Source organism: Rhodanobacter terrae, from assembly GCF_042657005.1.
Classification (GTDB): domain Bacteria; phylum Pseudomonadota; class Gammaproteobacteria; order Xanthomonadales; family Rhodanobacteraceae; genus Rhodanobacter; species Rhodanobacter terrae.
In genome coordinates, this window is the sequence record NZ_JBHSNG010000004.1 from 181,302 (window position 1) to 207,540 (window position 26,239).

The 26,239-nt window shown below is 67.1% G+C and carries 21 protein-coding genes; 3 read left to right on the forward strand and 18 right to left on the reverse strand.

The features are described 5' to 3' along the window. Nucleotides 1-42 precede the first annotated feature (42 nt). Nucleotides 43-531, reverse strand: a complete 489-nt coding sequence (gene folK / locus ACFPPB_RS05980) for a 2-amino-4-hydroxy-6-hydroxymethyldihydropteridine diphosphokinase (protein ID WP_377325332.1) — start codon at nt 529-531, stop codon at nt 43-45. Then, on the reverse strand, nt 531-890 hold the full coding sequence (gene folB, locus ACFPPB_RS05985; RefSeq protein WP_377325334.1) for a dihydroneopterin aldolase: 360 nt from the start codon (nt 888-890) through the stop codon (nt 531-533). Before folB ends, folK begins: the two co-directional genes overlap by 1 nt. Before the next feature lie 99 nt (nt 891-989). On the opposite strand from folB, the gene dbpA reads away from it, so the two are divergent. Further along, entirely contained in the window at nt 990-2,369 is a 1,380-nt protein-coding gene (dbpA, locus tag ACFPPB_RS05990) for an ATP-dependent RNA helicase DbpA (RefSeq protein ID WP_377325335.1), read from the forward strand. A 45-nt stretch (nt 2,370-2,414) separates the two neighbouring features. Next, nucleotides 2,415-3,197 (forward strand): glutaminyl-peptide cyclotransferase, encoded by a 783-nt coding sequence (locus ACFPPB_RS05995; protein ID WP_377325337.1) that lies wholly within the window; start codon nt 2,415-2,417, stop codon nt 3,195-3,197. Between the two features lie 37 nt (nt 3,198-3,234). Here ACFPPB_RS05995 and ACFPPB_RS06000 read toward each other — a convergent pair whose 3' ends face one another. From ACFPPB_RS06000 to gspE, 16 genes are all read right to left on the reverse strand, one after another. Further along, entirely contained in the window at nt 3,235-4,488 is a 1,254-nt protein-coding gene (locus ACFPPB_RS06000) for a TIGR03862 family flavoprotein (RefSeq protein ID WP_377325339.1), read from the reverse strand. A 194-nt stretch (nt 4,489-4,682) separates the two neighbouring features. Beyond that, nucleotides 4,683-6,764, reverse strand: coding sequence for a PKD domain-containing protein (locus tag ACFPPB_RS06005; RefSeq protein WP_377325341.1), 2,082 nt, complete (start codon nt 6,762-6,764; stop codon nt 4,683-4,685). 539 nt (nt 6,765-7,303) lie between these two features. Continuing rightward, nucleotides 7,304-7,990, reverse strand: a complete 687-nt coding sequence (locus ACFPPB_RS06010; RefSeq protein ID WP_377325343.1) for an ArsR/SmtB family transcription factor — start codon at nt 7,988-7,990, stop codon at nt 7,304-7,306. An 86-nt stretch (nt 7,991-8,076) separates the two neighbouring features. Then, complete coding sequence (locus ACFPPB_RS06015) at nt 8,077-10,620, reverse strand: bifunctional diguanylate cyclase/phosphodiesterase (protein ID WP_377325344.1); 2,544 nt, start codon at nt 10,618-10,620, stop codon at nt 8,077-8,079. A 243-nt stretch (nt 10,621-10,863) separates the two neighbouring features. Then, a complete protein-coding gene (gene hrpB / locus ACFPPB_RS06020) occupies nt 10,864-13,389 on the reverse strand; it encodes an ATP-dependent helicase HrpB (protein ID WP_377325346.1) in 2,526 nt (841 codons plus the stop codon). A gap of 61 nt (nt 13,390-13,450) precedes the next feature. Beyond that, nucleotides 13,451-16,063: a type II secretion system secretin GspD gene (gene gspD / locus ACFPPB_RS06025; RefSeq protein ID WP_377325348.1), complete on the reverse strand. Its 2,613-nt coding sequence runs from the start codon at nt 16,061-16,063 to the stop codon at nt 13,451-13,453. 3 nt (nt 16,064-16,066) lie between these two features. Further along, the gene (locus ACFPPB_RS06030; RefSeq protein WP_377325350.1) at nt 16,067-16,762 is read right to left on the reverse strand and encodes a hypothetical protein; all 696 of its coding nucleotides are present in this window, start codon (nt 16,760-16,762) and stop codon (nt 16,067-16,069) included. After that, nucleotides 16,759-17,412: a type II secretion system protein GspM gene (gene gspM, locus ACFPPB_RS06035; protein ID WP_377325352.1), complete on the reverse strand. Its 654-nt coding sequence runs from the start codon at nt 17,410-17,412 to the stop codon at nt 16,759-16,761. The genes ACFPPB_RS06030 and gspM overlap by 4 nt, the downstream gene beginning before the upstream one ends. Next, on the reverse strand, nt 17,409-18,602 hold the full coding sequence (locus ACFPPB_RS06040; RefSeq protein ID WP_377325354.1) for a PilN domain-containing protein: 1,194 nt from the start codon (nt 18,600-18,602) through the stop codon (nt 17,409-17,411). The genes gspM and ACFPPB_RS06040 overlap by 4 nt, the downstream gene beginning before the upstream one ends. After that, a complete protein-coding gene (locus ACFPPB_RS06045; RefSeq protein ID WP_377325356.1) occupies nt 18,599-19,471 on the reverse strand; it encodes a type II secretion system minor pseudopilin in 873 nt (290 codons plus the stop codon). The genes ACFPPB_RS06040 and ACFPPB_RS06045 overlap by 4 nt, the downstream gene beginning before the upstream one ends. Then, on the reverse strand, nt 19,468-20,127 hold the full coding sequence (locus ACFPPB_RS06050; protein WP_377325358.1) for a prepilin-type N-terminal cleavage/methylation domain-containing protein: 660 nt from the start codon (nt 20,125-20,127) through the stop codon (nt 19,468-19,470). The genes ACFPPB_RS06045 and ACFPPB_RS06050 overlap by 4 nt, the downstream gene beginning before the upstream one ends. Further along, entirely contained in the window at nt 20,124-20,660 is a 537-nt protein-coding gene (locus tag ACFPPB_RS06055; RefSeq protein WP_377325360.1) for a type IV pilus modification PilV family protein, read from the reverse strand. Before ACFPPB_RS06055 ends, ACFPPB_RS06050 begins: the two co-directional genes overlap by 4 nt. Continuing rightward, nucleotides 20,657-21,142, reverse strand: coding sequence for a GspH/FimT family pseudopilin (locus ACFPPB_RS06060; protein ID WP_377325477.1), 486 nt, complete (start codon nt 21,140-21,142; stop codon nt 20,657-20,659). Before ACFPPB_RS06060 ends, ACFPPB_RS06055 begins: the two co-directional genes overlap by 4 nt. Before the next feature lie 131 nt (nt 21,143-21,273). After that, a complete protein-coding gene (gene gspG / locus ACFPPB_RS06065) occupies nt 21,274-21,687 on the reverse strand; it encodes a type II secretion system major pseudopilin GspG (protein ID WP_377325479.1) in 414 nt (137 codons plus the stop codon). Nucleotides 21,688-21,804: 117 nt separating this feature from the next. Then, nucleotides 21,805-23,022 (reverse strand): type II secretion system inner membrane protein GspF, encoded by a 1,218-nt coding sequence (gene gspF, locus ACFPPB_RS06070; RefSeq protein ID WP_377325362.1) that lies wholly within the window; start codon nt 23,020-23,022, stop codon nt 21,805-21,807. Between the two features lie 141 nt (nt 23,023-23,163). Beyond that, complete coding sequence (gene gspE / locus ACFPPB_RS06075; protein ID WP_377325364.1) at nt 23,164-24,891, reverse strand: type II secretion system ATPase GspE; 1,728 nt, start codon at nt 24,889-24,891, stop codon at nt 23,164-23,166. Between the two features lie 299 nt (nt 24,892-25,190). On the opposite strand from gspE, the gene ACFPPB_RS06080 reads away from it, so the two are divergent. Further along, on the forward strand, nt 25,191-26,003 hold the full coding sequence (locus tag ACFPPB_RS06080) for a TatD family hydrolase (protein WP_377325366.1): 813 nt from the start codon (nt 25,191-25,193) through the stop codon (nt 26,001-26,003). Nucleotides 26,004-26,239: the final 236 nt, after the last annotated feature.

Here is a 26,239-nt window from a genome sequence, read left to right on the forward strand (position 1 = left end):
CCTTTCTAGCACCAGCCGTCCACGCGCGACAGTGCGGATCGCTCAATCCGGCAGCTGCTCGACGGTCAGTGGCTCGTGCTCCGCCGGAAACGCCGCCCACAACTCGGCCATGCTGAGGCCGCTGCGGGGATGCAGGAACGCAGGCGCGATATCCGCGATCGGCCGCAGCACGAACGCATGTCGCAATTCCTTGCGGGGAATCTGCAGATGCCCCGGCCCGTCCAGCACCAGCGCGTCGTAGAACACGATGTCGATATCCAGCGTGCGATCGGAGTAACGCGGCAGGTCGCGGCGGCGGCCGTGGCTATCTTCCAGCGCGTGCAGCCAGTCGTTCAGCGCTTCGGGCGACAGCTCGGTATCCAGCCCCACCGCCAGGTTGACGAAGTCCGCGCCGTCGAAACCCACCGACCGGCTGCGATAAGCCGGCGACACCGCGATCGCACCGAAGCGCTCGCGCAAGGCGGCAATTGCCGCAGGCAGATAACGCTGCGGCTCCAGGTTGGAGCCCAGACTCAGATAGACCTGCGCCATCAGTCCGGCCGCGTGCCGCGTTCGATCCGCACGCCCACCGCCTTCGCACCGCGCACCGCGCCGGGCTTGGACAGTTTCAGGCGTACCCAGCCGACCCCGAACTCCTCGCGAATGATCGCCGCGCAGCGCTCGGCCAGCGTCTCGACCAGACCGAAGCTGGATTCGCCCACGTAGCCGATCAGGCGCTTGGAAACGTCCTTGTAGTTCAGCGTGAGCGCTATGTCGTCGCCGGCTGCCGGCACGGTGTTGTCGAACGCCATCTCGATATCGAACGACAGCGTCTGCCGCACGCGGCGCTCCCAGTCGTAGATGCCGATGACGGTGTCGATGCGCAGGTCTTCGATGAAAACGATATCCATGGCGGTAATCACTGGGGCGATAGCCGTACAGGGTCGGCGAGCTGGCGGCTGGATGCAAGTCATCGCGGTGCGCGGCGGCGGGCATGCGATCATGTACGGATGACCGCCTTCAGCACGCTCCCGCTCAAACCCGCCCTGCTCGCCAGCCTCGAAACGCTCGGCTACGCCACGATGACGCCGGTGCAGGCGCAAAGCCTGCCGCCGATGCTGGAGGGCCACGACGTGATCGCGCAGGCGCAGACCGGCAGCGGCAAGACCGCGGCGTTCGGCTTGAGCCTGCTGCAATCGATCGACGTGGACACGATCCGGCTGCAGGCGCTGGTGCTGTGCCCGACCCGCGAACTGGCCGACCAGGTCAGCAAGGCGATCCGCAAGCTGGCGGCGAACATCCCGAACGTGAAGCTGCTGACCCTGTGCGGCGGCATGCCGCTGGGGCCGCAGCTGGCCTCGCTCACGCATGACCCGCACATTGTGGTGGGCACGCCCGGCCGCGTGCAGGAACATCTGAAGCGCGAAAGCCTGCATGGCGGCGGCATCAAGGTGCTGGTGCTGGACGAGGCCGACCGCATGCTCGACATGGGCTTCACCGAGGCGATCGACGACATCATCGGGCGCATCGCCAAGCACCATCAGACGCTGCTGTTCTCGGCAACCTATCCCGATGAGATCCGTACGGTGAGCCAGCGCGTGCAGAAGCATCCAGTCGAGGTGACAGTCGATGCGCCGGTGCACCAACAGCCGGCAATCGAGCAGCGCTTCCACGAGGTGGAACCGGCACAGAAGCCCGACGCGTTGGCGCAGCTGCTGAGCGGTGCGCACGCGGAGCATGCCCTGGTGTTCTGCAACATGCGCCGCGAAGTGGATGCGGTAGCGCAGGAGCTGGATCGCCGCGGCTTCTCCGCGCTCGCGCTGCATGGCGACATGGAGCAGCGCGACCGCGACGAAGTACTGGTGCGTTTCGCCAATCGCAGTTGCGCGGTACTGGTGGCCACCGACGTGGCCGCGCGCGGTCTGGACATCGTCGCGCTGCCGCTGGTGGTGAGCTACGACATCGCACACGATCCGGAAACGCACACCCACCGCATCGGCCGTACCGGCCGCGCTGGCCAGACCGGCTTGGCGATCACGCTGTGCACCCCGCGCGAGCGGCCGAAGGCGGCGAACATCGAGGAGCTGGCCGGCACGCCACTGCCGTGGCGTCCGCTGAAAGTGGCGCCGTCACGCGGCAAGACCTTGCACCTGGCGCCGATGAAGACGCTGGTGATCGATGCCGGGCGGCAGGACAAGCTGCGTCCCGGCGATATCCTGGGCGCACTCACCGGCGATGCCGGGCTGGACGCGAAGGACATCGGCAAGATCGACGTATTCGCCACCCGCGCCTACGTGGCGATCAGCCGCGCGCTGGCGAACAAGGCACTCGAGCGCCTGCGCGCCGGCAAGATCAAGGGCCGCAACTTCCGCGTGCGTCCACTGGGCTGACGGTTGCTGGCCCCGACATTATTCACCAACCAAAAAGCTGACCCGATGATGCGATCGCCCGGCCTCTCCTTGATCTTCGCTCTCGTCCTGCTGCTGGGCAGCGCCGTCGCGCAGGCAGCCATCCCGGTCTACGGCTACAAGATCGTGCACACCTACCCGCACGACACCGGCGCCTATACCGAAGGCCTGTTCTACAAAAACGGCTATCTCTACGAAAGCACCGGCCAGGCCGGCACCTCGACCGTACGCAAGGTGGAGTTGTCCAGCGGCGAGACGGTGCAGCGCTACAAGCTGCCGTCGCAGTATTTCGGCGAAGGCATCGTGGACTGGAAAGACCGGCTGGTGCAGCTCACCTGGCAGACGCAGACCGGTTTCGTCTACGACCTGGCCAGCTTCAAGCTGCGGCACACGTTTACCTATGCGGGCGAAGGCTGGGCGTTGACGCGCGACGGCCACCACCTCTACATGAGCGACGGCACGCCGGTGCTGCGAGTGCTGGATCCGGAAACGCTGGCCACGACCCGCCGCATCAAGGTGACGGCCGACGGCGCACCGGTCACCAACCTCAATGAGCTGGAGTGGATCAAGGGCGAGCTCTACGCGAACGTGTGGCTGACCAACCGCATCGCGCGGATCGACCCCGCGAACGGGCACGTCGTGGGCTGGATCGACCTGGACGGCTTGTTCGATATCAGCCAGTTGCCGGATCCCGGCAACGACGTGCTCAACGGCATCGCCTACGACGCCGCGCACGATCGCCTGTTCGTCACCGGCAAGTGTTGGCCGAAATTGTTCGAGATCAAGCTGGTGAAGCGACCCGCGCCTTGAAGCCGCGTCGCCGGCCGCCGAAGCGGGCGGCACCCGCCTAGCGCGATGCCGCGTGACCGGCGCCCAGCCAGCGTGCCGCGCCGCGACCGGCGATCAAGCCGCTGGCAAAACACGCGGTCAGCAGATAGCCGCCGGTCGGGGCTTCCCAATCGAGCATCTCGCCGGCGCAGAACACGCCGGGACGGGCACGCAGCATCTGGTTTTCATCCAGCGCCTCCAGTCGCACGCCGCCGGCGGTGCTGATCGCTTCGGCTACCGGCCGCGGCGCGCGCAGCCGCAGCGACAACGCCTTGAGCTGTTTCGCCAGCGCCGGCGGATCGGCCAGCACGGGTTTGCCGGTCAGCTCGAACACCAGCGCGCACTTCGCTGCATCCAGCCCGGCCCGACGGCGCAACCAGTCGCCGATGCTGTGTTTGCCGCGAGGCGCCGCGAGGCGATCGGCGAGTACCGGCTCGGTGTAGCCGGGCACCAGATCGAGCATCAGCCTCGCCTCGCCACGTTCGGCCATCTGTTCGCGCAGCTCCGCGCCGATCGCGTAGATCAGGCTGCCCTCGATGCCGTATTCGCTGAGCACGCATTCGCCCTGGCGCGCATGAGCCACCCCGCGGCGATCGATCCAGTGCGCCACCACCGGTTTGAGCGGTGCGCCGCCGAAGCGGCTCGACAGATGTTCGCTCCAGTCGAGCTCGAAGCCGCAGTTCGCCGGTTGCAGCGGTGCGATGTCGACACCCGCTTGCTGCAACGGTTTTACCCAGGCGCCATCGGAACCGAGCTGCGGCCAGCTGGCGCCGCCCAGCGCCAGGATCACCGCGCTGGCCGGCACCGTGCGCTCGCCCTGCGGCGTAGCGAAATGCAAGGTGTCATGCGCCTGCCAGCCGAGCCAGCGATGATGCATGTGAAACGTCACGCCGGACTCGCGCAGGCGGCGCAGCCAGGCGCGCAGCAACGGCGCCGCCTTGAGGCCGACGGGAAATACCCGGCCGGAGCTGCCGGCAAAGGTGTCCACGCCGAGTCCGCGCGCCCACGCGCGCAGCGCATCCGCATCGAACTCTTCGAACCACCGCCGGATCTCCTTACCGCGCGCACCGTAGCGTTCGACGAAACGCGCCGGCGGCTCGCTGTGGGTGAGGTTGAGGCCGCCCTTGCCGGCCAGCAGGAATTTCCGTCCGACCGAACCCATCGTGTCGTACAGGTCGACGGCCACGCCCGCCGCGCACGCCGCTTCGGCCGCCATCAGGCCAGCCGGGCCGCCGCCGATGATCGCCAGTCGAAGATGGGGGGTCGGAGTCATCTGCCCATGGTCGCATGCGGCCCGCGCGCAATGCACCGCTCACCGGGCCATCGCCGATCGGCTGCGCGCATCAAAAAGGCCCGATCGTTGCCGATCGGGCCGGAGATACTTCCTTGTTCGGCGCGAGGATGCGCGCTTGCGCATCCTCGATGGCCGCTGACGGCAGCCGCACGAAGCGGCTGCCGTCCTGGGGCTTACTGCACGTTCAGCGTGACATCGTCCAGCACGAACGAGGTCTGCAGGGAGCTATCTTCCTTGCCGGTGAACTTGATTGTCACGGTCTGACCGATGTACGGCGCGAGATTGGCCGTGTGCACGGTGTAGCCGCTCGCCGCGTTGACGTTCGAGAACGTCGCCAGTGTCGCGAGCACCGAGCCCGAGCTGTTCAGCACCTGCACCGTCAGCTTGTCGTACGCCGTCGATCCGCTCTCCGCCGTATCGATGTGCAGGTAGTAAGACAAGGTGGCCGAGGTCTCGCCGCTCGGGATGGTCACCTTCTGCGACACCGTGTCGGTGTGCGACGAACCATAGCCATCCAGCCATGCGAACCCGCTGCCGCTGTGGGCGACTTCACCCGAGCAGGTGCTGTTGCTGCACAGTACGCCGGAGCTCATCGTCCACGGCGAGGCGGCGCCGCTTTCGAAGCCGGTGTTGCCGAGCAGCTGCGACGAACCGCCACCGCTGGAGACCGTCACCGATGTCGTCTTGGAGCTGGTCTGGCCATCGACGCTGTCGGTCACCGTCTCGGTGACGCTGTAGGTACCAGCTGCCGCATAGGTGTGACTCGGGCTGGTAGCCGTCGAGGTGCTGCCGTCGCCGAAGGTCCATGCATGCGAGCCGATGCTGCCGCCCGAATCCGTGGAGGTGTCGGTAAAGGTCGCGGTCAGGCCGCTGACGGTGTCGGTGAAGTTGGCGGTCGGCGTGCCACCCGAACTCGCGACGGTCACGGAGGACGTCTTGGAGTTGGTCGCGCCGCTGACGCTGTCGGTCACCGTTTCAGTCACGCTGTAGGTGCCGGCTGTCGCATAGGTGTGGCTCGGGCTGGTGGCAGTCGACGTGCTGCCGTCGCCGAAAGTCCACGAGTGCGACGAAATGGTGCCGCCGGTATCGGTGGAGCTGTCGGTGAAGTTCACCGTCAAGCCGCTGATCGTGTCGGTGAAATTCGCCACCGGCGTGCCGCCGCCGGTGCCACCACCCACGATCGGATGCGAGATGGAACACGCATTGGTGTCATTGGACCAGCTGGCCTGTTCGGTGAACGTGCCGGTGGCAAAGGTGATGTTGGCTGCACCGCCGGGCGAACCCGCCGCGATCCAGGCGCACTCGTCGGAGTTTTCCTGGCCGTTGTAGGTCGCATTGCCGGTGTGGTTGGTCCAGCCGCCGGCCGGATAGGTATCCGACATCATTTCGTGCCACTCGTGGCCGAGCGTCATGGTCCAGCCGTCCAGCGTACCGGCGCTGCCCGAGTTGACGAAATTCACGCCACAACCCTGGCCCGAGTCCATGTTGTACGGCTGGTTGCTGTATGCGATGTCGCCGTAGGACGAGGTGGTGTAGTCATGCCATGCGCAGTACGAACCCTGGTAGCTGTCCGGGTTGGTCCCGTGCGGCGACATGATGATGTAGTAGGTGTAGCGGTTCGAACCTGCCGCGGTGTTGCCGAAGTGAGCCGCGGCGGAAACCGCCTCGGCAGCCAGCTGGGCCTGCGTGGCCGTGGCGGGCGAGGCCTTGGTGTTGTCGTACCAGACGCCGGCAAGAGTGCCGCCGCTCTGGTACGGCACGAAGTTGGCGTTCGACGGGCAGCTGGTGGCACCGCTGCTGACGTTGGGGCCGTCGCACCACTGGGTCAGGTCGGCCGACCACAATTCGTTGTTGGTGCCGATACCCTTGAACATTTCCTCGGCCTTCGCCGCGGCTCCATCGGAGTCGCCCGTGAACACCGAGTCACCCGCGCCGTTGGTAGTGCGCGTGCCCCACTGGGTGCCGTAGTAAACGACGTAGACCTTCACCTTGCCGCTCATCACGCCCACGCTGTCGAGCGCACCGCCGTAGCTCAACGTTTCGATGCCGGTGGCTGTCGTCTGCGTGGCCAGCGCGTGCTGCGCCTTCCAGTGGTTCATCTTGTTCAACACGTCGCGGGTCGGCAGCACGCCGTGACGGTACGCGTGGCCGTTGGCCGGCGAATACGGGTTGGTCTCCGAAGCGGACACCGGCGCGGCGGATAAGCCGAGCAAGGTGCAGGCAGCAAGAGTGCTCAATAAAAATTTGTGCTTCATGAAATAGTTTCCCCGAAATGAGGACGAGCGGACCCAACACGGCCGCCCAGACCCCGTGGCAATGACATGTCGCGCCCTCGCGCGACTCTCGTATTTCGATCAATTGCCTTGCGGTTCCGCGATGCCCGATAAACCGTCGCTCCCCCTGTCTTGCCTAGAGGACGAATGTCGAGCCATTGCTTGAACGGCGCACGGATCCCCCGATCCATGCGCTGTTACGGAACCATCCGCCTGATGTCTCCCCGCGACGGACGGGTGGAAACTAGTGGCGCCGATAGTGGGTGTCAACCCGGAATTAATCCTATGTGATTACGGTCGCAATTTTAGTAATTGCCTGACTTGCGCATTATCTTGCGATTTAAAATAAGCGCGCCGCCGCTTTGCCGAAGTTTATGCCCGTTGCGCCTTCATCGATTTTCCGGCGGTACGCGATGGATACTCGCCGAAAAATGAAAACGGATAATGCTCGAATAAATACGCGATAAGCCTTTTCGTAAATGGACGCCTGGACGTCCATTTTTTTCTGGCCATCGACAATGTCATTCGAGCGACACGCCCAGGATGCCCAGCTGGCGCAGGCCACCGGCACTGGGCTGCAGGGCGCGGCCATGCGGCAGCGGGCGCAACCAGCCGGCTTGCAGCATCGCCGAGGTCAGCATCACCCCGAGCGGGCCGCCCAGGTGCATGCGGCGCTCGGTCCAGTCCAGGCAGCTGCGGCCATACAGTTGCGAGACGTCGGCCAATTCCAGCCCGGTGGCGGCCAACGCCGCCGCACCGTCCGGCCGCAGGAACAAGCCACGCGATCCGGTCTGCAGCCAGTCGCGCCGCAGCAAGGTGGCGCAGAACGCAACGCCGAGCGTTCCGGCCAGATGCCGATAACAGCAACGCGCCCGCCGCAGCTTCGCATCGGCCCGGGTCGGCAGCGGCCGCGGCGCGGCGGAGCGCGCCAGCGACAGCGATTCCAGCATCGCGGCGACCCGCTCATCGGCCAGCCGATAGTAGCGATGGCGACCTTGCGCATACGCCGCCAGCAGGCCGCCATCGAGCAACCGGCGCAGATGTGCGCTGGCGGTGGCCGGTGCGACGCCGGCCGCATGGGCCAGCTCGCCGGCCGGGCGGGACGTGCCGTCCACCAGCGCCAGCAGCATGGCGGCACGCGCCGGCTCAGCCAGCAGGCTGCCTAGCTCGGCCAGCTGGTATCGGTTGAGGGGAGCGGTATCGTCCATCCCCGCAGTCTAGCCACGCCGGCACCGGCATGTTGCGGCGTAGGACGAAACATCCGCGACAAGCTGCGCTGCCATCCGCTGGCGTTTCAGTCGTTCTGGAACACGGCCAGCTCGGGATGGTGCAGGCTGAAACCCTGCACGCAGTTGACCCCAAGCACCGTCAGCGCGTGCACGGTTTCCAGATCGGTCACCCACTCGGCGACCACTTCAAGGCCGAGCCGATGGCCGATGTCGGTGACGGCCCTGACCATCAGGTGGCTGACCGGATCGCTGAGCATGTCGCGCACGAAGCTGCCGTCGATCTTGATGATGTCCAGCGGCAAGTTCTTCAAATAGGTGAACGAGGACATGCCGGCGCCGAAATCGTCCAGCGCGATGCGGCAGCCCGCCGCGCGCAACTGCTTCATGAAGCGCACCACCTGCGACAGGTTTCGCACTGCCACGGTCTCGGTGATCTCGAAGCAGACCCTCGACGGCTCGACCTGGTATTGCCGCAGCCAGCCGATGATCAGTCCCGCCAGCGCCTCGTCCTCGACGCTGGCGCCGGAGAGATTGATAGCCACCGTGTGCAGCTCGGCGCCGGCGGGATGCAGCCGGTCGAAGTTGGCCAGCGTGGTTTCGACCACCCAGCGATCGACCACCGGCATCATGCCGTAGCGCTCGGCCGCCGGCATGAACACGCCGGGCACCACCAGCTGGCCGGACTCGTCGCGGAACCGCAGCAGTACTTCGATTCCGGCCTCGCCGCCGGGCGTCAGCGGCAACGTCCAGATTTCCTGGTACATCAGCACCAGGCGTTGCTCATCGACCGCCCAGCGCAGCCGGTTGGCCCACTCCATCTCGCCGTGGCGGCGCAGGGTTTCGTCGTCGCGCTCGGAATAGAAATGCACCCGGTTGCGGCCCACTTCCTTGGCCATGTAGCAGGCGGTGTCGGCTTGCGTGAGCAGGTCCTTCACCAGGATGTCCGGACGATCGATCATCACGCCGCCGATGCTGGCGCTGACGGTGTAGCTGTGCTGCTCCCAGATGAATACATAGCCGTCGATGCAGCGGCGCATGCGCTCGGCGATCTCCTCGGCGACGGCCCGACCGGCCACATCGGCAACCAGTACACCGAACTCGTCGCCGCCGAGGCGCGCCAGCACATCGTCGCCGCCCAGCTGCCTGCCCATGACGATGGCCAGCTGCGCCAGCAGCTGATCGCCGGCCAGATGACCGGAAGTGTCGTTGACCAGCTTGAACTGGTCGAGATCGAGGTACAGCAGGACGGCGGGCGGCGTGTCGCTGACGGTCAGCGCCAGCGCGGCCTGCAGCCGGCGCTCGAACTCGCGCCGGTTGTACAGCCCGGTCAAGGCGTCATGGCTGGCCTGGTAGCTCAGCAACTCGGTGAGCTGCCGCTGTTCGCTGATGTCGTTCGCCACCACCAGCAACTTGTCGCGGCCGCTCAGCACGATGCGCGAGATCGCCACGCTGGCCCAGAAACTGGCGCCATCACCCATGCGCAGCTGCGCTTCGAGCCGGTCGCAGCCGCGATTGTCCGCGCTACGCAACCACACGCGCAGATCCTGGTCCTCGAACAGATCGGGCATATAGCGTTCGGCCACATGTTCGCCGAGACGGGCGCGCGCAGCCTGGTTGGTGTAGGTGATCCGTCCGCTCCCGACCTCGGCCAGCAAGACCAGCATAGGCAGGAGATCGTTCAGCGCGCGAAAGCGCTCTTCGCTCTCGCGGTAGCGGCGGCTCATCCGCCAGCCCAGGTCCAGTGCCCGCTGGCGCGCGCCGACCACGGAAAAAACCAGCAGCGCCAGCAGCACGCTCACCAGCAGGCCGGCGGGCAGGACGGACTGGCTCCATGCGATCCGCGTCGAGTCGGAGTCCAGCGGCTGCATCACGATGTCCCACACCCGGCCGCCATACTCGAGCCGTCGTTCGAAATGGTATCCGCCCGCCGGCAGGGCCGGACCCGGATGGGAGTCGAACAGGAGCAACCCGAGCGGGCCGCTGGTGTCGGTGATGCGCACATGCAGTTCGCGGGTCAGTGGCTCTGGGATGGCATCGCCGATCAGGCGGCTCAACCGGAACGACATCGCGATCGAGCCGCGCATGCGCTTGCGCCGCTCCTCGACCGTGCGCGGCGGGTTGCCCGGACTGAAGACGGGCAGCCGCATCGTGATGCCATCGTCCGGCGTGCCGGGCAAGACCTGCTGAACCAGGCGGAACGGCGCCGAAAGCGCGATCTGGTCGGTGTCGCGCGAGACCAGCAAGGCGGCCAGATTGTGTGGCTGCGCACTGACGTCGAGCCCGGCCACTGCCTCGTTCCCTGCCAGCGGATTGACCCAGCGGGTTATGTAATGCTCGCCGCCGGAACGCACCTCGCGTTGTGCATATGCCAGCGCCAGCAGGCCGGGATTTTGTTCGCGCGGGCGCATGTTGAGGTAGAGGGTGCCGAAATCCGACGGAGTGACATCCGCCGAGACGAGAAAGAGCGTCTGCACGGCACGCAGCAGCGCTTCGGCCGAATGCAATTTCTCCTGCAGTTCCGCATAGCTCTTGCTGGCAAGCTCATTGCGAACGAGGGTTCGCTTCGCCTCCCGGGCCTGCACCTGCTGGCTATGGATCACCAGCGTCACCGCCAATCCTGTCAGCAGCGCCAGCAAACTCCACAGATACGCCGTCAGGTGACGCGGTGAGGACGGTTGATTCGCGGAATGATGGGAATCATGTGTCTGTGGCAAGGTAACCCCGGGCGAAGCCGTTGCGATCAAGGGTACACAACCAGGCGGCAACGGTGACATGAGCAAGGTAACGCTTCCAGTCGATCCGTGCGCCATGGACGGCCTGATCCATTCAACGCCGGGCGTCCCCGGGCGGGATCAATGCCGCGGGCGCGGCTTGGCACGATGCGTCGGTGTGGCGGTCCACGGATCGTCCGGCCACGGATGGCGCGGATAACGGCCCTTCAGTTCCTTCTTCACATCCGGATAGGTGCGCTCCCAGAAACCCTTCAGGTCCTGGGTCACCTGGATCGGCCGGCCAGCCGGCGACAGCAGATGCAAGGTGACCGGAATGCGGCCGCCGCCGACGCGGGGCGTATCGGCCAGACCGAACAGTTCCTGCAGCTTCACCGCCAGCACCGGCGGTTCGCCTCCGGCGTATTCGAGCCGTCGGCTCTGGCCGCTGGGCACCAGCAGGCTTTCCGGCGCCTGCGCATCGAGCAGGCGGCGTTGCTCGTAATCGAACAACGCGGTCAGTGCTTGCGACAGCTCTTCGGCGTCCAACGCATCGAGCCGGTGCTTGCCATCCAGATACGGCGCCAGCCAGTCATCCAGCGAAGCCAGTAGCGCCGCATCCGAAACATCCGGCAGGCCCAGCTCCGGCATCCATGCGCGCAGCGCCTGCATGCGCGCCCGCAGGCGCCGCGCGTGTTCGCTCCAGGGGAGTACATCGATGCCGCCGGCGCGCACCGCGGCGAGCAAGGCCGGCAACGCATCCTGCGGCTGCACCGGCACACTGCGGCGCTCCAGCACGATGGCGCCGAAACGCCGTTCGTCGAAAGCCTCGACCGCGGCGCGTTCGGCGTTCCAGCGCAGCGTGCGTTCACGCGTGAACTGCGCGGGATAGTCGCGTTCCAGCGCCCGTGGATCGAACGGCGCGGCGGCCAGGATCAGGCTGTCGCGCGCTTCGTGGCGGACATCCAGCGCGACCAGCCACGGCTCGCCATGCAAGGCGGTGTTTTCGTGCAGGCGCGCACCGCGGCCATTGGCCAGCGTATAGCGCAGCGCATTGCTGTCGTCGCGGCGCGCGACTCTGTCGGGAAACGCGTGCAGCAACAGATCGCCCACGCTGTGGCTGTCCGGCATGCCGCTGGCTGCGGTACGCACCTCCAGACGCCGGCGCCAGCCCTTGCTGACCTGCTCGATCGCCGCCAGTGCGCCGGTGTCCGCCTCGCCACGCGCGGTGCTGCCGCGACGATCGCGCCATGCATGCAAGGCCGCCACCCGCACCCGGAAATCGTCGCTGCGCGCCTGTCCGCCACGCAGCGGCGAGCGGGCTTCCATCAACGCCAGCAGATCGGCGATCAACGCACGCAGCTCGACCGGCGCGCGCCACGCCGCCGCAGCCAGCCGCGGCGCGGCACCCAGCTCCAGCATGCCCCGGCCCAGCGCGCTGATGCGGCCGTCGGCGCCGAGTGCGCCGAGCCGGACCAGCAGCTCGCGCGCCTGCGCCAGCGCGCCGGCCGGCGGCGGATCCAGCCAGCGCATCGCGTCGGTGCCGTCGGCCGGCACGCCCCAGGCTGCCAGTTCCAGCGCCAGCGCGGACAGTTCGGCCTGGGCGATTTCCGCGCTGCGCGCCGGTTCCAGTCGCTTGCTCTGCGGCCATAACCGATACGCGGTACCCGCCGCCACGCGACCGGCACGGCCGGCACGCTGGTCGGCCGAAGCCTGCGAGATGCTGACGGTCTCCAGCCGGGTGAAGCCGGAGTTCGGATCGAAGCGTGGTTCGCGCGCGAGGCCCGCGTCGACCACGGCACGGATGCCGGGCAAGGTGATGCTGGACTCGGCTACGTTGGTCGCCAGCACCACGCGTCTCGTGCCCGGCTCGGCCGGCGCCAGCGCGGCCTGCTGTTCGGCCAGCGACAGCTCGCCGTGCAGAGCAAGCACCTCGACGTCGGCACGCGTCAGCGTCTGCGCCAGCACGGTTTGCGCACGCGCGATCTCGCGCCGGCCGGGCAGGAACGCCAGCACGTCGCCGTCGTTTTCCTCCAGCGCGAGCCGCACGATGCGGGCCAGCTGATGCTCGATGCTTTCTTGCGCGCGGGCGGCCGGATGCTCGGTGCGTACCGGAAAACTGCGTCCGGGACTGGAGATGCGCGGCGCATCCAGCCATTGCGCGATGCGCTCGCCGTCCAGCGTGGCCGACATCAGCAGCAGGCGCAGCTCGGGACGCAGCGTGGCCTGCACGTCCAGCGCCAGCACCGCGCCGAGATCGCCGGCCAGATGGCGCTCGTGAAATTCGTCGAACACGATCGCACCGATGCCGCCCAGTTCCGGATCGTGCTGGATCAGCCGGGTCAGGATGCCTTCGGTGACCACCTCGATCCGGGTCGCCGCGCTCACCTTCGATTCGAAGCGGATGCGGTAGCCGACGGTCTGGCCGACCGCTTCGCCGAGCTGCCGCGCCATGAATTGCGCGGCGGCGCGCGCCGCGATCCGGCGCGGTTCCAGCATCACGATCTTGCGCCCCGCCAGCCACACCGCGTCGAGCAGGGCCAGCGGCACCTGGGTGGTCTTGCCGGCGCCGGGCGGCGCCTCCAGTACCAGCCGCGGATGCGCCGCCAGCGATGCGCGGATCTGCGGCAGCAGCGGCGTGATGGGGAATATCGGCGTGGATGCAGTCATCCACGCCGATGATAACGGCTGCGCCGGTCGTATCAGCGCCGCGCCGCCTCGGCCACGATCATCACTGAGGTTTCAGACACGTGGCTTGCTGCTTGCGCGCATCGTCGACGCTGCCCAGCCGGTTGCTGTGCTGGCGCGACTCGATGATCACCTGCCAGTTGCGCTCGCACAGGGCGCCGTGGCGCGAGCCCTGCTTCCACGACTGCAGCGCGAGGTCCTGTGCGGTGGCGTAGTCGGAGTGCTGCAGCGCCGTTTCGGCATGCTGCTGCAACTGCTCCGGCCAGCCCGGCGCCGGTGCCGGAGCCGTGGCCGGCAGCGGTGCGATGACGGCCGGCGCCGTGCCGGCACGATCGGCGGATGCGCGCAGCGGCGCCAGCGATTCGAACTTGGCCTGATAGTCGTCGGTGACCTGACGGGCGTCCTCGCCGCCGCGAATCACCCGCGGCGTGATCAGCACGATCAGCTCGGTGCGGTTGCGGCTGCGGTTGGTATTGCCGAACAGCCGACCGAAGATGGGCACCCGGTTGATTCCCGGAATGCCGGTGTCGGTATTGCCCTCGGCCTGCTGGATCAGGCCGCCGAGCAGCACGGTCTGCCCGCTCTGCACCGCCACCTGGGTGGACAGCTTGCGTTGCGAGATGGCCGGATTGCCGTTGACCGGCGCTACCGACGTGTCGCGCTGGCTGACCTCCTGGCTGATGTTCATGTAGACCAGGCCGCCGGGATTGATGCGCGGCTGCACATTGAGTATCACGCCGGTGTTGAGGTAGCTCACCTGGCTGTAGCTGGTGGCTGTGCCGATACCGGTGTTGACGCTGGTCTGGTTGATCGGAATCTGGTCGCCGACCGTGATGCTCGCCAGCTGGTTGTTCATCACCACCATCGACGGCGCCGACAGCGTCTTGGTATTGCCGCTGGTCTCCATCGCACTCACGGCGACCTGCAGCTTGCTGTTGAGGAACGAGTAGAAGAACGGCTCGCCCTTGAAGACATTGCCGCCCTGGCCCAGCGCGACCTGCCGGTGCCGGTACGGTTCGCCGGGCACGATGTTGCCGTTGCTGTCGGTGGTGCTGCCGGTCAGCCCTTCCAGGTACCACTGCACGCCGAACTGGAATTCGCCGGTGAGGCTGACCTCGAGGATGCGCGTCTCGATCTGCACCTGCATCGGCACGTTGTCGAGCTTGTGGATCGCCGACTTGATCTCTTCCCACTGCGACGGCCGCGCGCGCACCAGCAGCTGGTTGTTGCTGTCGACCGAACTGATCTTCACGCTGCCGTCGCTGGAGCTGTACTGCTGGTCGTTCGACGCACCGGCATTGTTGCCGCCACCCGTGCCGGTATTGCCGAAGCCGGACGATGTTCCGCCCAGTCCACCGGCCGCACCGCCGCTTTCGCCGTTTTCGGAACCGGTGCCGCCCAAAACGGAACCGCCGGATTTTCCGTTCAGGCCGCCGCCCAGGACGCCAGTGCCCGCGCCAGCCGAGCTGCCGAAGCTGCCGGCCGTGCTGCCCATGCTGGTCGCGCTGGCATTGTTGGCGCTGCCCAGCGTGCCGCTATTGAGGCCCGGGCCGACCTGGCCGCCATTGTCGCTACCGCCGCCGGCGCCGTTGGTATAGATCTGCGCCAGATACTTCGCCAGGTCCGACGCTTTTAGGTTGCGCACGTCGTAGACGAACAGCTGCGGCTCGTTGCCGCCGCCGCGATCGATGCGGGTGATCCAGTCGCCCACTTCCTGCAGATACTCGGGCTGGGTGCTGATCACCACCAGCGCATTGGTGCGTTCGATCGGGATGAAGCGCAGCATGCCGGCCAGCGGGGTATTCCCCTTTTCGCCGAACATGCCATCCAGCTTCGGCATCAGCTCGCCCACGCTGGCGTATTGCAGGTTGAACACGCCCACCGACATGCCGCGCAGCCAGTCGACGTCGAAGGTGCGCACCATGCTCTGGTAGTTGGCCAGCTCGTCCGGCGTACCGGACATCACCAGCAGATTGCGCGCCGGGTCCGCCAGCAGGATCGAATCCTTCCGCGCGAACGGCTTGATCAGCTTCTGCATCTCGGTGGCCGAGATGTAGTGCAGCGGAAACAGCCGCGCCTGCATGCCGCCCTGTGGCGACGCCGCACCGAGACTGGGCACCAGGTTGCCGGCTACCGCGTCCTTCTCGGGCACCACCACGTAGCCGCCGCTGCGCCGCACCAGCGCGTTGTGCGTCCACGACAGCAAGGTTTCCAGGATCGGCAACGCCTGGCTCGAATCGACCGGCTCGGAGGTGGCGAACGAGATGTTGCCCTGTACGCCCGGCACGATCGTGTAGTTCTGCTTGAGCAGGTCGCCGAGGATCGCCTTGACTACCGCCTGCACCGGCTGGTTCTCGAAGTTGAACGTCACCGCGCCGTTGCCGCCGGCCGCCGGACGTGGCGTGGCCAGAGCACCAGGTCGGATGAACTGGCCGCTGCCGTGACTGACCTCGGGTTTCGCCGTGGCCGCGCTTTCGCCGCCGACGTCGTTGTTCACCGGCAATGGCGCCGGCACCGGGTTACGGGTGCCGGCCATCGCCTCGCGCTGCAGCGCGCCGTCGTCGGGCGCCTGCGGCAGGCTGGCGCAACCGGCCATGCCCACGGCAACGGCAAGTGTGGCAGTGCGCAGGACTTGCTGGGTGAGCATGCGGAACATGGATCAACGTACTCCTTCGTGGCCCGCGGCGGCGCGAGCGGCCCGACGTTTCTGGATATTCTGGCGTAGCCGCTGGACAGCCGATTGCACTGCGGGATTGGGTGCCGGGCGTTGCTGCGGCGCGCCCGGGCTGGTGCCGCCGGGCTGGGCCCCCGGCTCGACCTGCATGATCGTGCCGGTACCCGGGGCGGCATTGGCCGTGGCAGGGGGCTTGTCGTCGATCGGAGCGCCGGCCGGCAACTTCAGCTCGGTGCGGCCCGCGGACGAGTCGAACAGCGCCGAACGCGGGCGCACCTCCACCAGCTTCACGCTGCCGTCGGCCAGAGCCTCGCCTTCGCGCAGCCGCACCTGCTTGTCGCCGTTCTTGTCGCGCAGCAAGACCATGCGCAGGTTGGGGGTGAGAATGATGCCGGTCAGTTCGAGATCGCCGAGGTTGCTGCCGCCGTCGGCCGCACGGGCCACCGGTTTGCGGTCGGGGCTGAACAACGGCTTTTGCCAGACCAGCGCAAACTTCTGCAGCGGCTGCGGCTGCGGCAGATCGGCGGGATTGCCGGTTGGCGGCAGCGCGGCCAGCGTGCGCGGGGGATCCCAATGCGCAGCGCGGCCGACGCCGCCCAGCAACAGCAGCAGCGCGGCACTCAGCAGCACCACGATCGCGACCAGGACCGGCGTCAGCTGACGCTGGTTAGCCGCGGTCATGGCGGGGCTCCCGCGCCGGCGGGCGTCGCGCTGGCAGCCGACGGCGCAGGCGCGCCGCGCGCCGGCCGTACATAGCCGGACAAGGTGAACTGCACTTCCAGTGGCGCCGCGTGATTCTGCTGCGACGCCACCGGGTTGCGGTAGATGCTCAGATCGTCGACGAACAGATACGGCGTGCCCTGCTCCAGCGCTTGCAGCACCGCCGCCAGCGGCTCGATGTCGCAACTCAGGCTGATGCTCACCGCGGCCTTGCGGTACGGCTCGCCGGCGCTGACCGGCGGATTCGGCAGCGGCATCTTCTGGCTGACCACGCAGCTGCCGCCTTGCGTGTTGCCGGCGACCACGTCGACCACGCGCTGCATCAGATCGGCCGCCGCGGTGTTCGGATCGTCCGCGGCCAGGAACGCGCTGCTGGCGGCCTGGCCCGCACCGAGCGCGGCGATGCGCTGCTGCAGGGCCGGTTTCTCGGCGATCGCGGCGGCATAGCGGCTGTGGGTGTCGCGCAGGTCGGCCATGTCGCTGCGGATCTGCTGCAGCGGCGCCACGAACCACCAGTGCAGCAACACGAAATAAGCCAGCAGCAGCGCCAGCAGCAGCAATGCGATCGCGGCGATGCGGCTGTCGCGCCGATTGAGGGCGATAGCCTTCATGGCGCGCTCCCGCCATTTGCCGCGCCCGTTGCCAGGGCCGACGACTTCGGCTTGCCGACGGTGGGCTGGTGCACGCGCGCGGTCAGGTAGAAGCGCTCCTTGCCGGTGGTCGGGTCGGGCTGGATGCTGCCCTGGAAACTGGCATCGGTGATCAGCGTGGAATCCTTCAGCGTGTCGAGCAGTTTCGCCGCCTGCTGGCTCTGCCCCTGAAAGCCGATCTGGCCGGTGTTGTCGACACTGAAGCGCTCCAGCCACGCACTGTCGGGCAGCCGCGCGGTGGCGTCCTGCAACAGGCTGAGCATGCTGACGGTGTTCTTCTTGCGCTGGGCCAGGAAACCGGCCGCGCCGGCGTTGTCCTGCAGTTGCTGGCGCAGCGCGACCACCTGCTGCGCCTCGCTGCGCATGCTGTCGACCTCGGCCTGCATCTCGCCGAGCGCGGCCTGCCGATTGTGCAGCCATGCACCCAGCACCGCGAACAGCAACAGCACGCAGGCGGCGGCCAGCGCCAGATTCAGGCGGCGCCGCGGCCGCACGCGATGCGGCGTCTGTTCCGGCGGCAACAGGTTGACGCCGAGGCGATCGTTCGCCACCGCCACGTCCACCGCGTCGATCGAGATGCCTTGCGCGCGCAGGCGCGCCAGCAGCGGGTCCAGCGTGCCGCGGGTGACTGCAACCAGTTCCGCGTTGAAGCGGCCGACAGCCGCCGGTGTGGCCAGCTCGCGTGCGGAGTAATAAACCTGCGCCACGTTGAACGGCGTCTGCCTATCCATTTCGAACGCGACGACTTGCAGCAGGTTGTCGCGCGCAGCCAGCGGCAACGCAAGCACCCGGCGCAATACCACGGCGGGCGGCAGCAGCAGCGCCAGCCGCCTGTCCTCGCGATCGACGTTGCGCAACGCGGCGTCCAGCGCCACCGGCGCGATGCGGGCATCGCCGGCCGGGTTGTCGACGCTGTCGTCCCAGTTCGCCAGCAGCTCGGCGTGGCCGCTGCGGCGCAACGTCCATTGCGCATCGGAGTGCTGCAGCAGATACCAGTCCGCGCCGCTGGCGAACCAGGCACGCCAGCGCAGCGGCAGCAGACCGAGCAGCTCGCCGCCCCACCAGCGGAAAAATCCCGGCATCGGCGAAGCACGCCAGGCTCGGCGCAGGGGATCCATCAGCGGCCGCAGCGACTGCGTTGCCGTACTCATTCCGTCTCTCCCTCCTGCCAGCGCAGCACCGCGTACGGTTGTGCGCCCCCCTGCCCCGTAAAACGAATCGTGGCGCGCAGGACGGCGCGCGTGCCGTCGGCCAGCGTAGCCTCAGAACGGATACTATGCGTTGTTCCATTGCCCAGAACCAGACTCGGGTCGGTGGCCTGCCTGGCGCGTGCGGCCAGGATCGCAGCCATCTGCTCCGGCGTCATGCCCGGAATCGCAGCCAGCGCCAGCGGAGGCGCGGTATTCGGATTCGGGCTCGCGGTACCCGACCAGATCGTGATCACCGGCGCCAGCTGCCGATACAGCGCCGGCGTGATGCCGAGCACCATCTGCAATTCCTCGATGCTGGCGAACGGGCCATGGCGCGGGCCGTAATCGCGCCCGGCCGCCACATACGCGGCCCGGCTGGTGTCGGCCTCGCCGCCGAGGCCGGTCGGGCTGTGCCAGTCCACCACGCGATCGGCCAGCACCTGCGCCTCGGCCGGTTTCATGCCGGTGGCGCGGAACAGCGCCTGCAACACCTCGGGCGTGGCGGTGTTGAGATCGACCTTGCCGCTCTCGTCGATCGCCGACAGCGTGACCTTGGCATTGTCGTAAGGGAACGAATAAGTCCTGCCGTCCCCGATCCAGCGCTGTTTCGCCACGGGGTCCTGCAAGCCGTAAACCGCACGCATCAGGCCGGCCTCGGCGGCGTAATGCGCCTGGGTCTGCGCGAACAGGTAGCGCGCCTGCAGACCTTCGGTGCGCGCCAGCGCGGCGTAACCGCCCAGCAGGATAGCCAGCAGCGTGCACGCCCACAGCACCAGCAGCAGCGCAACCCCGCGCTGATCGCTAGGTGGCGGCAACGACCGACGTCTCATCGTATGCTCCCGCCGCGCAAGCCCATCCGCTGCAGCAAACCGGTCTGCGCCGGGTTGACCCGCAACGGCACGTCCAGCTGCGGCCAGTCGACCCCGTCCTGCGATCGCAGGCTGATCCTCACCAGCTGCGGCAGCAGCCGGCCATCGGCCCATGCCGGCGTCCACGGCACGGCATGGCCCTGGCCATCGATACCGCGATAGTTGAAGCTGCCGTCGCGGATGTGATCGAGCAGCACCTGCGGTTCACTCAGCGGCTGCGGCGGCTTGCCGTCCGGCGGCAGCAGGACCAGGCTCAACTCCAGCCGCAGTCCGTCGTGGCCGTCGTCGACCAGCTGCAGCCGCTGCAACTGCGGCCCCAGCTTGCCGAGATAGCCTGGCAGCGGCGCGACATAGCGCATCTCGTGCGCGGTACCGACGAAATAGACCGGCTCGCCCTGATCGGTGTGCCCGATCGGCTGGGTCAGGCTCTGCGCCAGTTCGCGGCGCAGGAACTGCTGGGCCGAGCGGATCTGATCGAGCCGTTCGATCGCGGCCGTGCCCGAACGCACGCTGTGGGTGGCGGTGCGGATGCCCGAATACACGCCGACCAGCAACAGTGCCAGCAGCACCAGCGCGGCCAGCACTTCCAGCAAGGTGAAGCCGGCCGTGCGCTTCACGGAAACGCCTGCGCATTAGCGGCGACATTCGGGCCGCCCAGTCGCAGGGTACGGAAGTGCGCCGAACGCGGATGCGCCGGCGCCCCCCACGACACGTCCAGGTCCAGTTGATACAGATGCAGCGGCGTCCCTGGCGGCGCGTTGCCGGCCTCGTTCCATGGCGTCACATCGAGCTGCCAGCGGTACTGCCGGTCGAACCGGCCCGAGCTGCTGCCCGGCTTGATCGGCTCGCCCACGAACGCGCTGTCGAGCAGGCTGCGCGCCCGCATCGCCGCCTGGCTGTGTTCGGCTGCGTTCTGGGTCAGGCTGATCGACGCGCCGGCCACCTTCATCAGTGCGGTGAACGCGATCGCCAGCAGCATGATCGCGGCGATCACTTCGAGCAGGCTGAAGCCGCCTTGATGCCGGGAATGGGGGGTCGGGAATCCCGCAGGGGGACTTCCTGACGGTCGCCGGGAGTGGCAAAAGCAGGGGGATGGCGCCCGCGCGCCGTGCCGATTCCCCACTCCCGATTCCCGACTCCCGGTTTTCATGGCTGCGCCACCGCGTCGACCACACGCACTTCGCCGGTCAGCCAGGACACGTTGACATGCCACTGGCGCTTGCCGCTCTGCAAGGTGATGCGCCCGCCGGTGGAACTTCCGTCCGGGAAGAAGCGGATGCGCCCGGTATGATCGTTCGGCTGGTCTTCCTTCGCGCTGGTGATGCTCACGCGCATGCCTTTGGGCAGGCGCACGTCCTGCTGCTTCACGTTGCGATAGCTGTTCGCCTGGGTATCTACATCGAAGTTCTGGTCCCGCCCACGCACGATCGCCTGCGCGCGGGTGGCCCGCAGCGCGCCGGCCAGTTCGCTGCTGGCCGCACGCACGCGCGCACTGGCCAAACCCTGCGTCACCGAGATCGACACCGCCGCCGCGGCAATGCCGATCAGCAGAATCACCGCCAGCATTTCCAGCAGGGTGAAGCCGTTGGCGCGCTGCGCGCGGCCGGGAGTCGGGAATCGGGAGTCGGGAATCGGAAAGGCGCTGTTCCACCTACTTGCGCGCCTCTGCGCGACCCGATGCCGCACATCAGTTCGTACAGGGCGGAAGGTGCAGCGCTGGCCGGCTCCAACCATTCCCTATTCCCTATTCCCGAATCCCGGCTTCATTGCCAGTTACCCACGTCCTTGCTGTAGCCGTCGCCGCCGGGCTTGCCGTCCTGGCCGTAGAAGATCAGGTCGAAGCTGCCGTTCTGGCCGGGATACTGGTAGCCGAACGCATGCCCCCACGGATCCTTCAGCTCGGACTCCTTCGCATAAGGGCCTTGCCAGTTCGTTGCGTTGGCGGGTTTCACCACCAGGTCCTGCAGCTGTTGCGGCGGCGAGCCGTTGTCCAGCGCGTAGTTCTCGATCTTCTGGCTCAGCGTCGTCAGCTGTGCCTTGCCGGCGCCGTACTTGCCCTTGTCGACGTTCTTGCCGACCTGGGTCACCACCACCGCACCGATGATGCCGATCAGCACGATCACCGCGAGCATTTCCAGCAGGGTGAAACCGCTGGCGCGCTTTGCGCGCCCGGGAATCGAGAGTCGGGATTCGGGATTCGTAAAAGCGGACGGCAGGCGCTTGGGCGCCTTGCCGAATCCCGAATCCCGAATCCCGAATCCCCTTGCGCGATCAATCATAAATATCTCCAAGTTTCACTGAATGTTGCTGGTCAGGCTGAGCAGCGGCAGCAGGATCGCCGCCATGATGACCGCCACCATTACCGTCATCACGATGGTGAGCGCCGGCACCAGCGCAGCCAGTAAACGATCGATCGCGCGTTTGGACTCAAGTTCAAACGTATCGGCGACTTTCAGCAGCATGGTGTCGAGCTGGCCGGCTTCCTCGCCGACCTGCACCATCTGCATCGCCAGCCGCGGGAACAGTTTCGACTGCCCCAGCGCGAGGCTGAGGCCGGAGCCGCCCTTGACCTGTTCGTGCGCCGCGCTCAAGGCCGTATCCAGCGCGAGATTGCCGGTGACCTGGCGGGCGATGGTCAGTGCGCTCAGCAGCGGCACGCCGTTCTTCAGCAAGGTGCCCAGTGTGCGCGCGATCCGCGCTGTCTCCACCTTCAACAGCAGCGGGCCGACCAGCCGCATGCCCAGCAGGCGGGTATGCCAGGCCAGCAGCGCAGCGGGATCGCGCAGACGCCTGCGCCAGGCGAACAGGCCGCCGCCGAGCAGCAGCAGGATCAGCCACCACCAGGACTGCAGCGTATTGCCCAGCACCAGCACGGCCTCCGTGATCCACGGGATCGGTACCTGCATGTCCTCGAAGATCGGCACGAACTGCGGCACCACGTAAGCCAGCAGCAGCACCAGCGAACCGAGTACGCCGACCATCAGGAAGGCGGGATAGATCAGCGCGTTGACGATGCTGCCGCGCATCGCCTGCGCGCGTTCCAGATAATCGGCGAGCCGGCGCAGCGTCTCCTCCAGCGAACCACCCGCCTCGCCGGCGCGCACCAGGCTGACGTACAGCTTGGGAAACACGCCGTGTTCCTCATCCAGCGCCGAAGACAAGGTGTTGCCGCCGCGCACGCGGTCGCGCACGCGCTCGATCAGCTTCTTCGCGTGCTCGCCCTCGGGCAGGTCGAGCAGGATGCTGAGTGCGCGATCCAGCGGCTGGCCGGCGCCGAGCAGGGTCGCCAGCTGATGGGTGAACTGGGCCAGCTGATCGCCGGTGAACGGCCCGCGCTTGAACAACGCCGCGAGACCGCTGCCGCCGGCCGCGCCATCGGCCGGCCGCGCCTCCAGCGGCGTATGGCCCTGGTCCTGCAGACGCCCGATCACCTCCTCGACGCTGGCCGCCTCCATCTGGCCCTGCAGCGTCTCGCCGGCATCGTTGACCGCCTTGTAACGGAACTGGGTCATGGGGCGAGTGGAGAGTGGAGAGGGGTGAGAAACGAGTGGTCATCGTGCGAGGCATGGCTCGAGAAGATGGACGCATGGCCCGCAAGCGCCGCACCGAAGCCGCACTCTTCGCTCACTCCTCTCCACTTTCCACTGGCACCATCAGCCTTCCTGAGTAACACGCAGCACCTCCTCCAGCGTGGTGATGCCGGCCACGGCCTTGGCGATGCCGTCCTCGTACATCGTGCGCATGCCTTCGGCGCGCGCCTGCCTTTCGATCTCGCCCTCGTTGGCACGCTGCATCACCAGCCGGCGCAGCGGATCGCTCATGGTCAGAAACTCCATGATGGCGCGGCGGCCGCGGTAACCGGTGGGATTGGCCGCGCTGCTGCCCGGCTTCCACAGCCGGATCGGGCGTTCGTCGGTGTATTTCTCCAGCTCGAACTGTTCGATCACCTCCGGCAACGCCTCGTAAGACGTCGCAGTCTCCGGATCGAGCCGGCGCACCAGCCGCTGCGCCAGGATGCCGTTGATGGTGGAGCCGAGCAGGTAATCCTCCACACCCATGTCGAGCAGGCGCGTGATGCCGCCCGCCGCGCTGTTGGTGTGCAGCGTGGACAGCACCAGATGGCCGGTGAGCGCGGACTGGATTGCGATGCGGCAGGTTTCCAGATCGCGCATTTCGCCGATCATGATCACGTCCGGATCCTGGCGCATGATCGAGCGCAGCGCGCCGGAGAAATCCAGCCCGATCTGCGGCTTCACCTGGATCTGGTTGATGCCTTCGAGCTGGTACTCGACCGGATCCTCGACGGTGATGATCTTCACGTCGTTGGTATTGATCTGCGACAGCGCGGTGTACAACGTGGTGGTCTTGCCGGAACCGGTCGGGCCGGTCACCAGCAGAATGCCGTGCGGCCGTTCCAGCACATCGACGAAGCGCTGCTGGAAGCTGTCGGTGAAACCGAGCGAGGCGAAGTCGAACACCACCGATTCGCGGTCCAGGATGCGCATCACCACCGATTCGCCGAAGCTGGTCGGTACGGTGGACACGCGCAGGTCGAGTTCCTTGCCCTGCACGCGCAGCTGAATGCGGCCGTCCTGCGGCAGGCGGCGCTCGGCGATGTTCAGCCGCGCCATGATTTTCACGCGCGAGATCACCGCGGCCGTGGACGAGGATGGCGGCGCTTCCACTTCGTGCAGCACGCCGTCGATGCGGTAGCGCACTTTCAGGCGGTTCTCGAACGGTTCGATATGCACGTCGGAGGCGCGCTGCTCGACCGCACGTTGAAGAATCAGGTTGACCAGCCGGATGACCGGCGCCTCGGAGGCCAGGTCGCGCAGGTGCTCGACGTCGTCCTCTTCCGCAGCGCTGCCGTCGAGGTTCTCCACGATGGTGCCCATCGCCGAACGGCCGCTGCCGTAATAACGTTCGATCAAGCCGTCGATTTCCGAGCGCAGGCCGACCCGCAACGCCACCGGCCGGCCGGCGGCGAGTTCGACCGCCTGCAGCGGATACGGATCGGCCGGATCGGCCACGATCAGGGCCAGCCCGTACTCGTCGTCGTGTACCGGCACCACATGCTGCTGCTTGAGAAAACGCAACGACAGCTCGAGCTCGGCCGGCGGCAGTTCCGGCGCATCGCGCGCGGACAGCAGCGGCACCTGCAGCAATTCAGCCCACGCCTCGGCCAGATCGCGCTCGGACACCAGCCCCAGCCGCGCCATCAAGGTCGTCAGCGTGCCCTCGGCCGACTCCTCGTGCAAACGGCGCGCGCGACCCAGATCGCTGTCTTTCAGGCGACCACGCGCAACCAGCCATGCGCAGACTTCCGCTTCGCGGCTGTCCACGCCTGCTCCGCTGATCGCCGGCTCAATCACTGCCGACATCCTCCACCCCGCTCGATACGTGCCAGCACCGCTGCGCGATCGGCCGCGAAACGGTGGAACCCCATAGTTATCACATCCGCCCCGGCACACGCGAATCTTCCCCCGAGTTCAGCCCCATGCCGTTCATGTTCGGGATGACCCGCCATTGTGCCGCGTTCGCCAGCGATAAAGACGATACGCCATCTAGGAATATTTCCCCTGTTCAAAAACTGATAGCACGGTCGCAAGGCCATACGCCGGCGACAGGCCGCAGCGGGATGCTGTCTGCGAGAATGACGTTTCCCGACACGGAAAAACCCATGCATCTCGTCGATATCGGCGCCAATCTCACTCATGAATCGTTTCACCACGACCTTGATGCGGTGTTGCAGCGGGCGGGCGGGTACGGCGTGACGCGAATGATGGTGACCGGCGCCTCGCGCGATGGCAGCCGTCACGCCGTGGCGCTGGCCGAAGCGCACCCGGGCCTGCTTTTCGCCACGACCGGCGTGCATCCGCACCACGCGGTCGATTACGACGACGCCACCGACGCCGCATTGCGCGAACTGGTGCACCATGCAGCGGTGCGCGCCGTGGGCGAGACCGGCCTGGACTACAACCGCAACTACTCGCCGCGCGAGGTGCAACTGCAGGTGTTCGAGCGTCAGCTGCAGATCGCGGTGGATGTGCAGAAGCCGCTGTTTCTGCATCAGCGTGACGCACATGCCGATTTCGTCGCGCTGCTCAAGCGCTACCGCGACAAGGTGCCGGCAGCTGTGGTGCATTGCTTCACCGACACCGGCGAGGCGCTGCGCGACTACCTGGCGCTGGACTGCCACATCGGCATCACCGGCTGGATCTGCGACGAACGCCGCGGCACCCATCTGCGCGAACTGGTGCGCGAGATTCCGGCCAACCGGCTGATGATCGAAACCGACGCGCCCTACCTGCTGCCGCGCACGGTGCGGCCACCGCCCGCGCATCGGCGCAATGAGCCGATGTACCTGAAGCACATCTGCGAAGAGATCGCCCGCGATCGGGGCGAGCCGGTGGAAGTCACCGCGGCCAACAGCACCGCTGCCGCCGAAGCATTTTTCGGACTGCCACCTACGGTATTCGTAGGAGCCCGCTAGCGGGCGATGTCGTTGCTCTGATGTTGGGTGGAAAAGATCAAAACAGGGGCATCGCCCGCTAGCGGGCTCCTACAACGGTGGGAGGTGTCGGGTTTCACCTGGGGCTAGTCCGTCGAGGGCGTACTCGCCGATGCGCACACGTATCAACCGCAGGGTCGGGAAGCCGCCTCCGGACGGTCATCCAGCGGACCGCGCGGCCACGGCATTCCTCGCACTGCCGCCTGCCGTGGGTTGTG

Excerpts from the sequence above, each read along its gene's own strand:
- folK (WP_377325332.1), bottom strand. The coding sequence starts at position 531 with ATGGCGCAGGTCTATCTGAGTCTGGGCTCCAACCTGGAGCCGCAGCGT.
- folB (WP_377325334.1), bottom strand. The coding sequence starts at position 890 with ATGGATATCGTTTTCATCGAAGACCTGCGCATCGACACCGTCATCGGC.
- dbpA (WP_377325335.1), top strand. The coding sequence starts at position 990 with ATGACCGCCTTCAGCACGCTCCCGCTCAAACCCGCCCTGCTCGCCAGC.
- ACFPPB_RS05995 (WP_377325337.1), top strand. The coding sequence starts at position 2,415 with ATGATGCGATCGCCCGGCCTCTCCTTGATCTTCGCTCTCGTCCTGCTG.
- ACFPPB_RS06000 (WP_377325339.1), bottom strand. The coding sequence starts at position 4,488 with ATGACTCCGACCCCCCATCTTCGACTGGCGATCATCGGCGGCGGCCCG.
- ACFPPB_RS06005 (WP_377325341.1), bottom strand. The coding sequence starts at position 6,764 with ATGAAGCACAAATTTTTATTGAGCACTCTTGCTGCCTGCACCTTGCTC.
- ACFPPB_RS06010 (WP_377325343.1), bottom strand. The coding sequence starts at position 7,990 with ATGGACGATACCGCTCCCCTCAACCGATACCAGCTGGCCGAGCTAGGC.
- hrpB (WP_377325346.1), bottom strand. The coding sequence starts at position 13,389 with ATGACTGCATCCACGCCGATATTCCCCATCACGCCGCTGCTGCCGCAG.
- gspD (WP_377325348.1), bottom strand. The coding sequence starts at position 16,063 with ATGTTCCGCATGCTCACCCAGCAAGTCCTGCGCACTGCCACACTTGCC.
- ACFPPB_RS06030 (WP_377325350.1), bottom strand. The coding sequence starts at position 16,762 with ATGACCGCGGCTAACCAGCGTCAGCTGACGCCGGTCCTGGTCGCGATC.
- gspM (WP_377325352.1), bottom strand. The coding sequence starts at position 17,412 with ATGAAGGCTATCGCCCTCAATCGGCGCGACAGCCGCATCGCCGCGATC.
- ACFPPB_RS06040 (WP_377325354.1), bottom strand. The coding sequence starts at position 18,602 with ATGAGTACGGCAACGCAGTCGCTGCGGCCGCTGATGGATCCCCTGCGC.
- ACFPPB_RS06045 (WP_377325356.1), bottom strand. The coding sequence starts at position 19,471 with ATGAGACGTCGGTCGTTGCCGCCACCTAGCGATCAGCGCGGGGTTGCG.
- ACFPPB_RS06055 (WP_377325360.1), bottom strand. The coding sequence starts at position 20,660 with ATGAAAACCGGGAGTCGGGAATCGGGAGTGGGGAATCGGCACGGCGCG.
- gspF (WP_377325362.1), bottom strand. The coding sequence starts at position 23,022 with ATGACCCAGTTCCGTTACAAGGCGGTCAACGATGCCGGCGAGACGCTG.
- gspE (WP_377325364.1), bottom strand. The coding sequence starts at position 24,891 with ATGTCGGCAGTGATTGAGCCGGCGATCAGCGGAGCAGGCGTGGACAGC.
- ACFPPB_RS06080 (WP_377325366.1), top strand. The coding sequence starts at position 25,191 with ATGCATCTCGTCGATATCGGCGCCAATCTCACTCATGAATCGTTTCAC.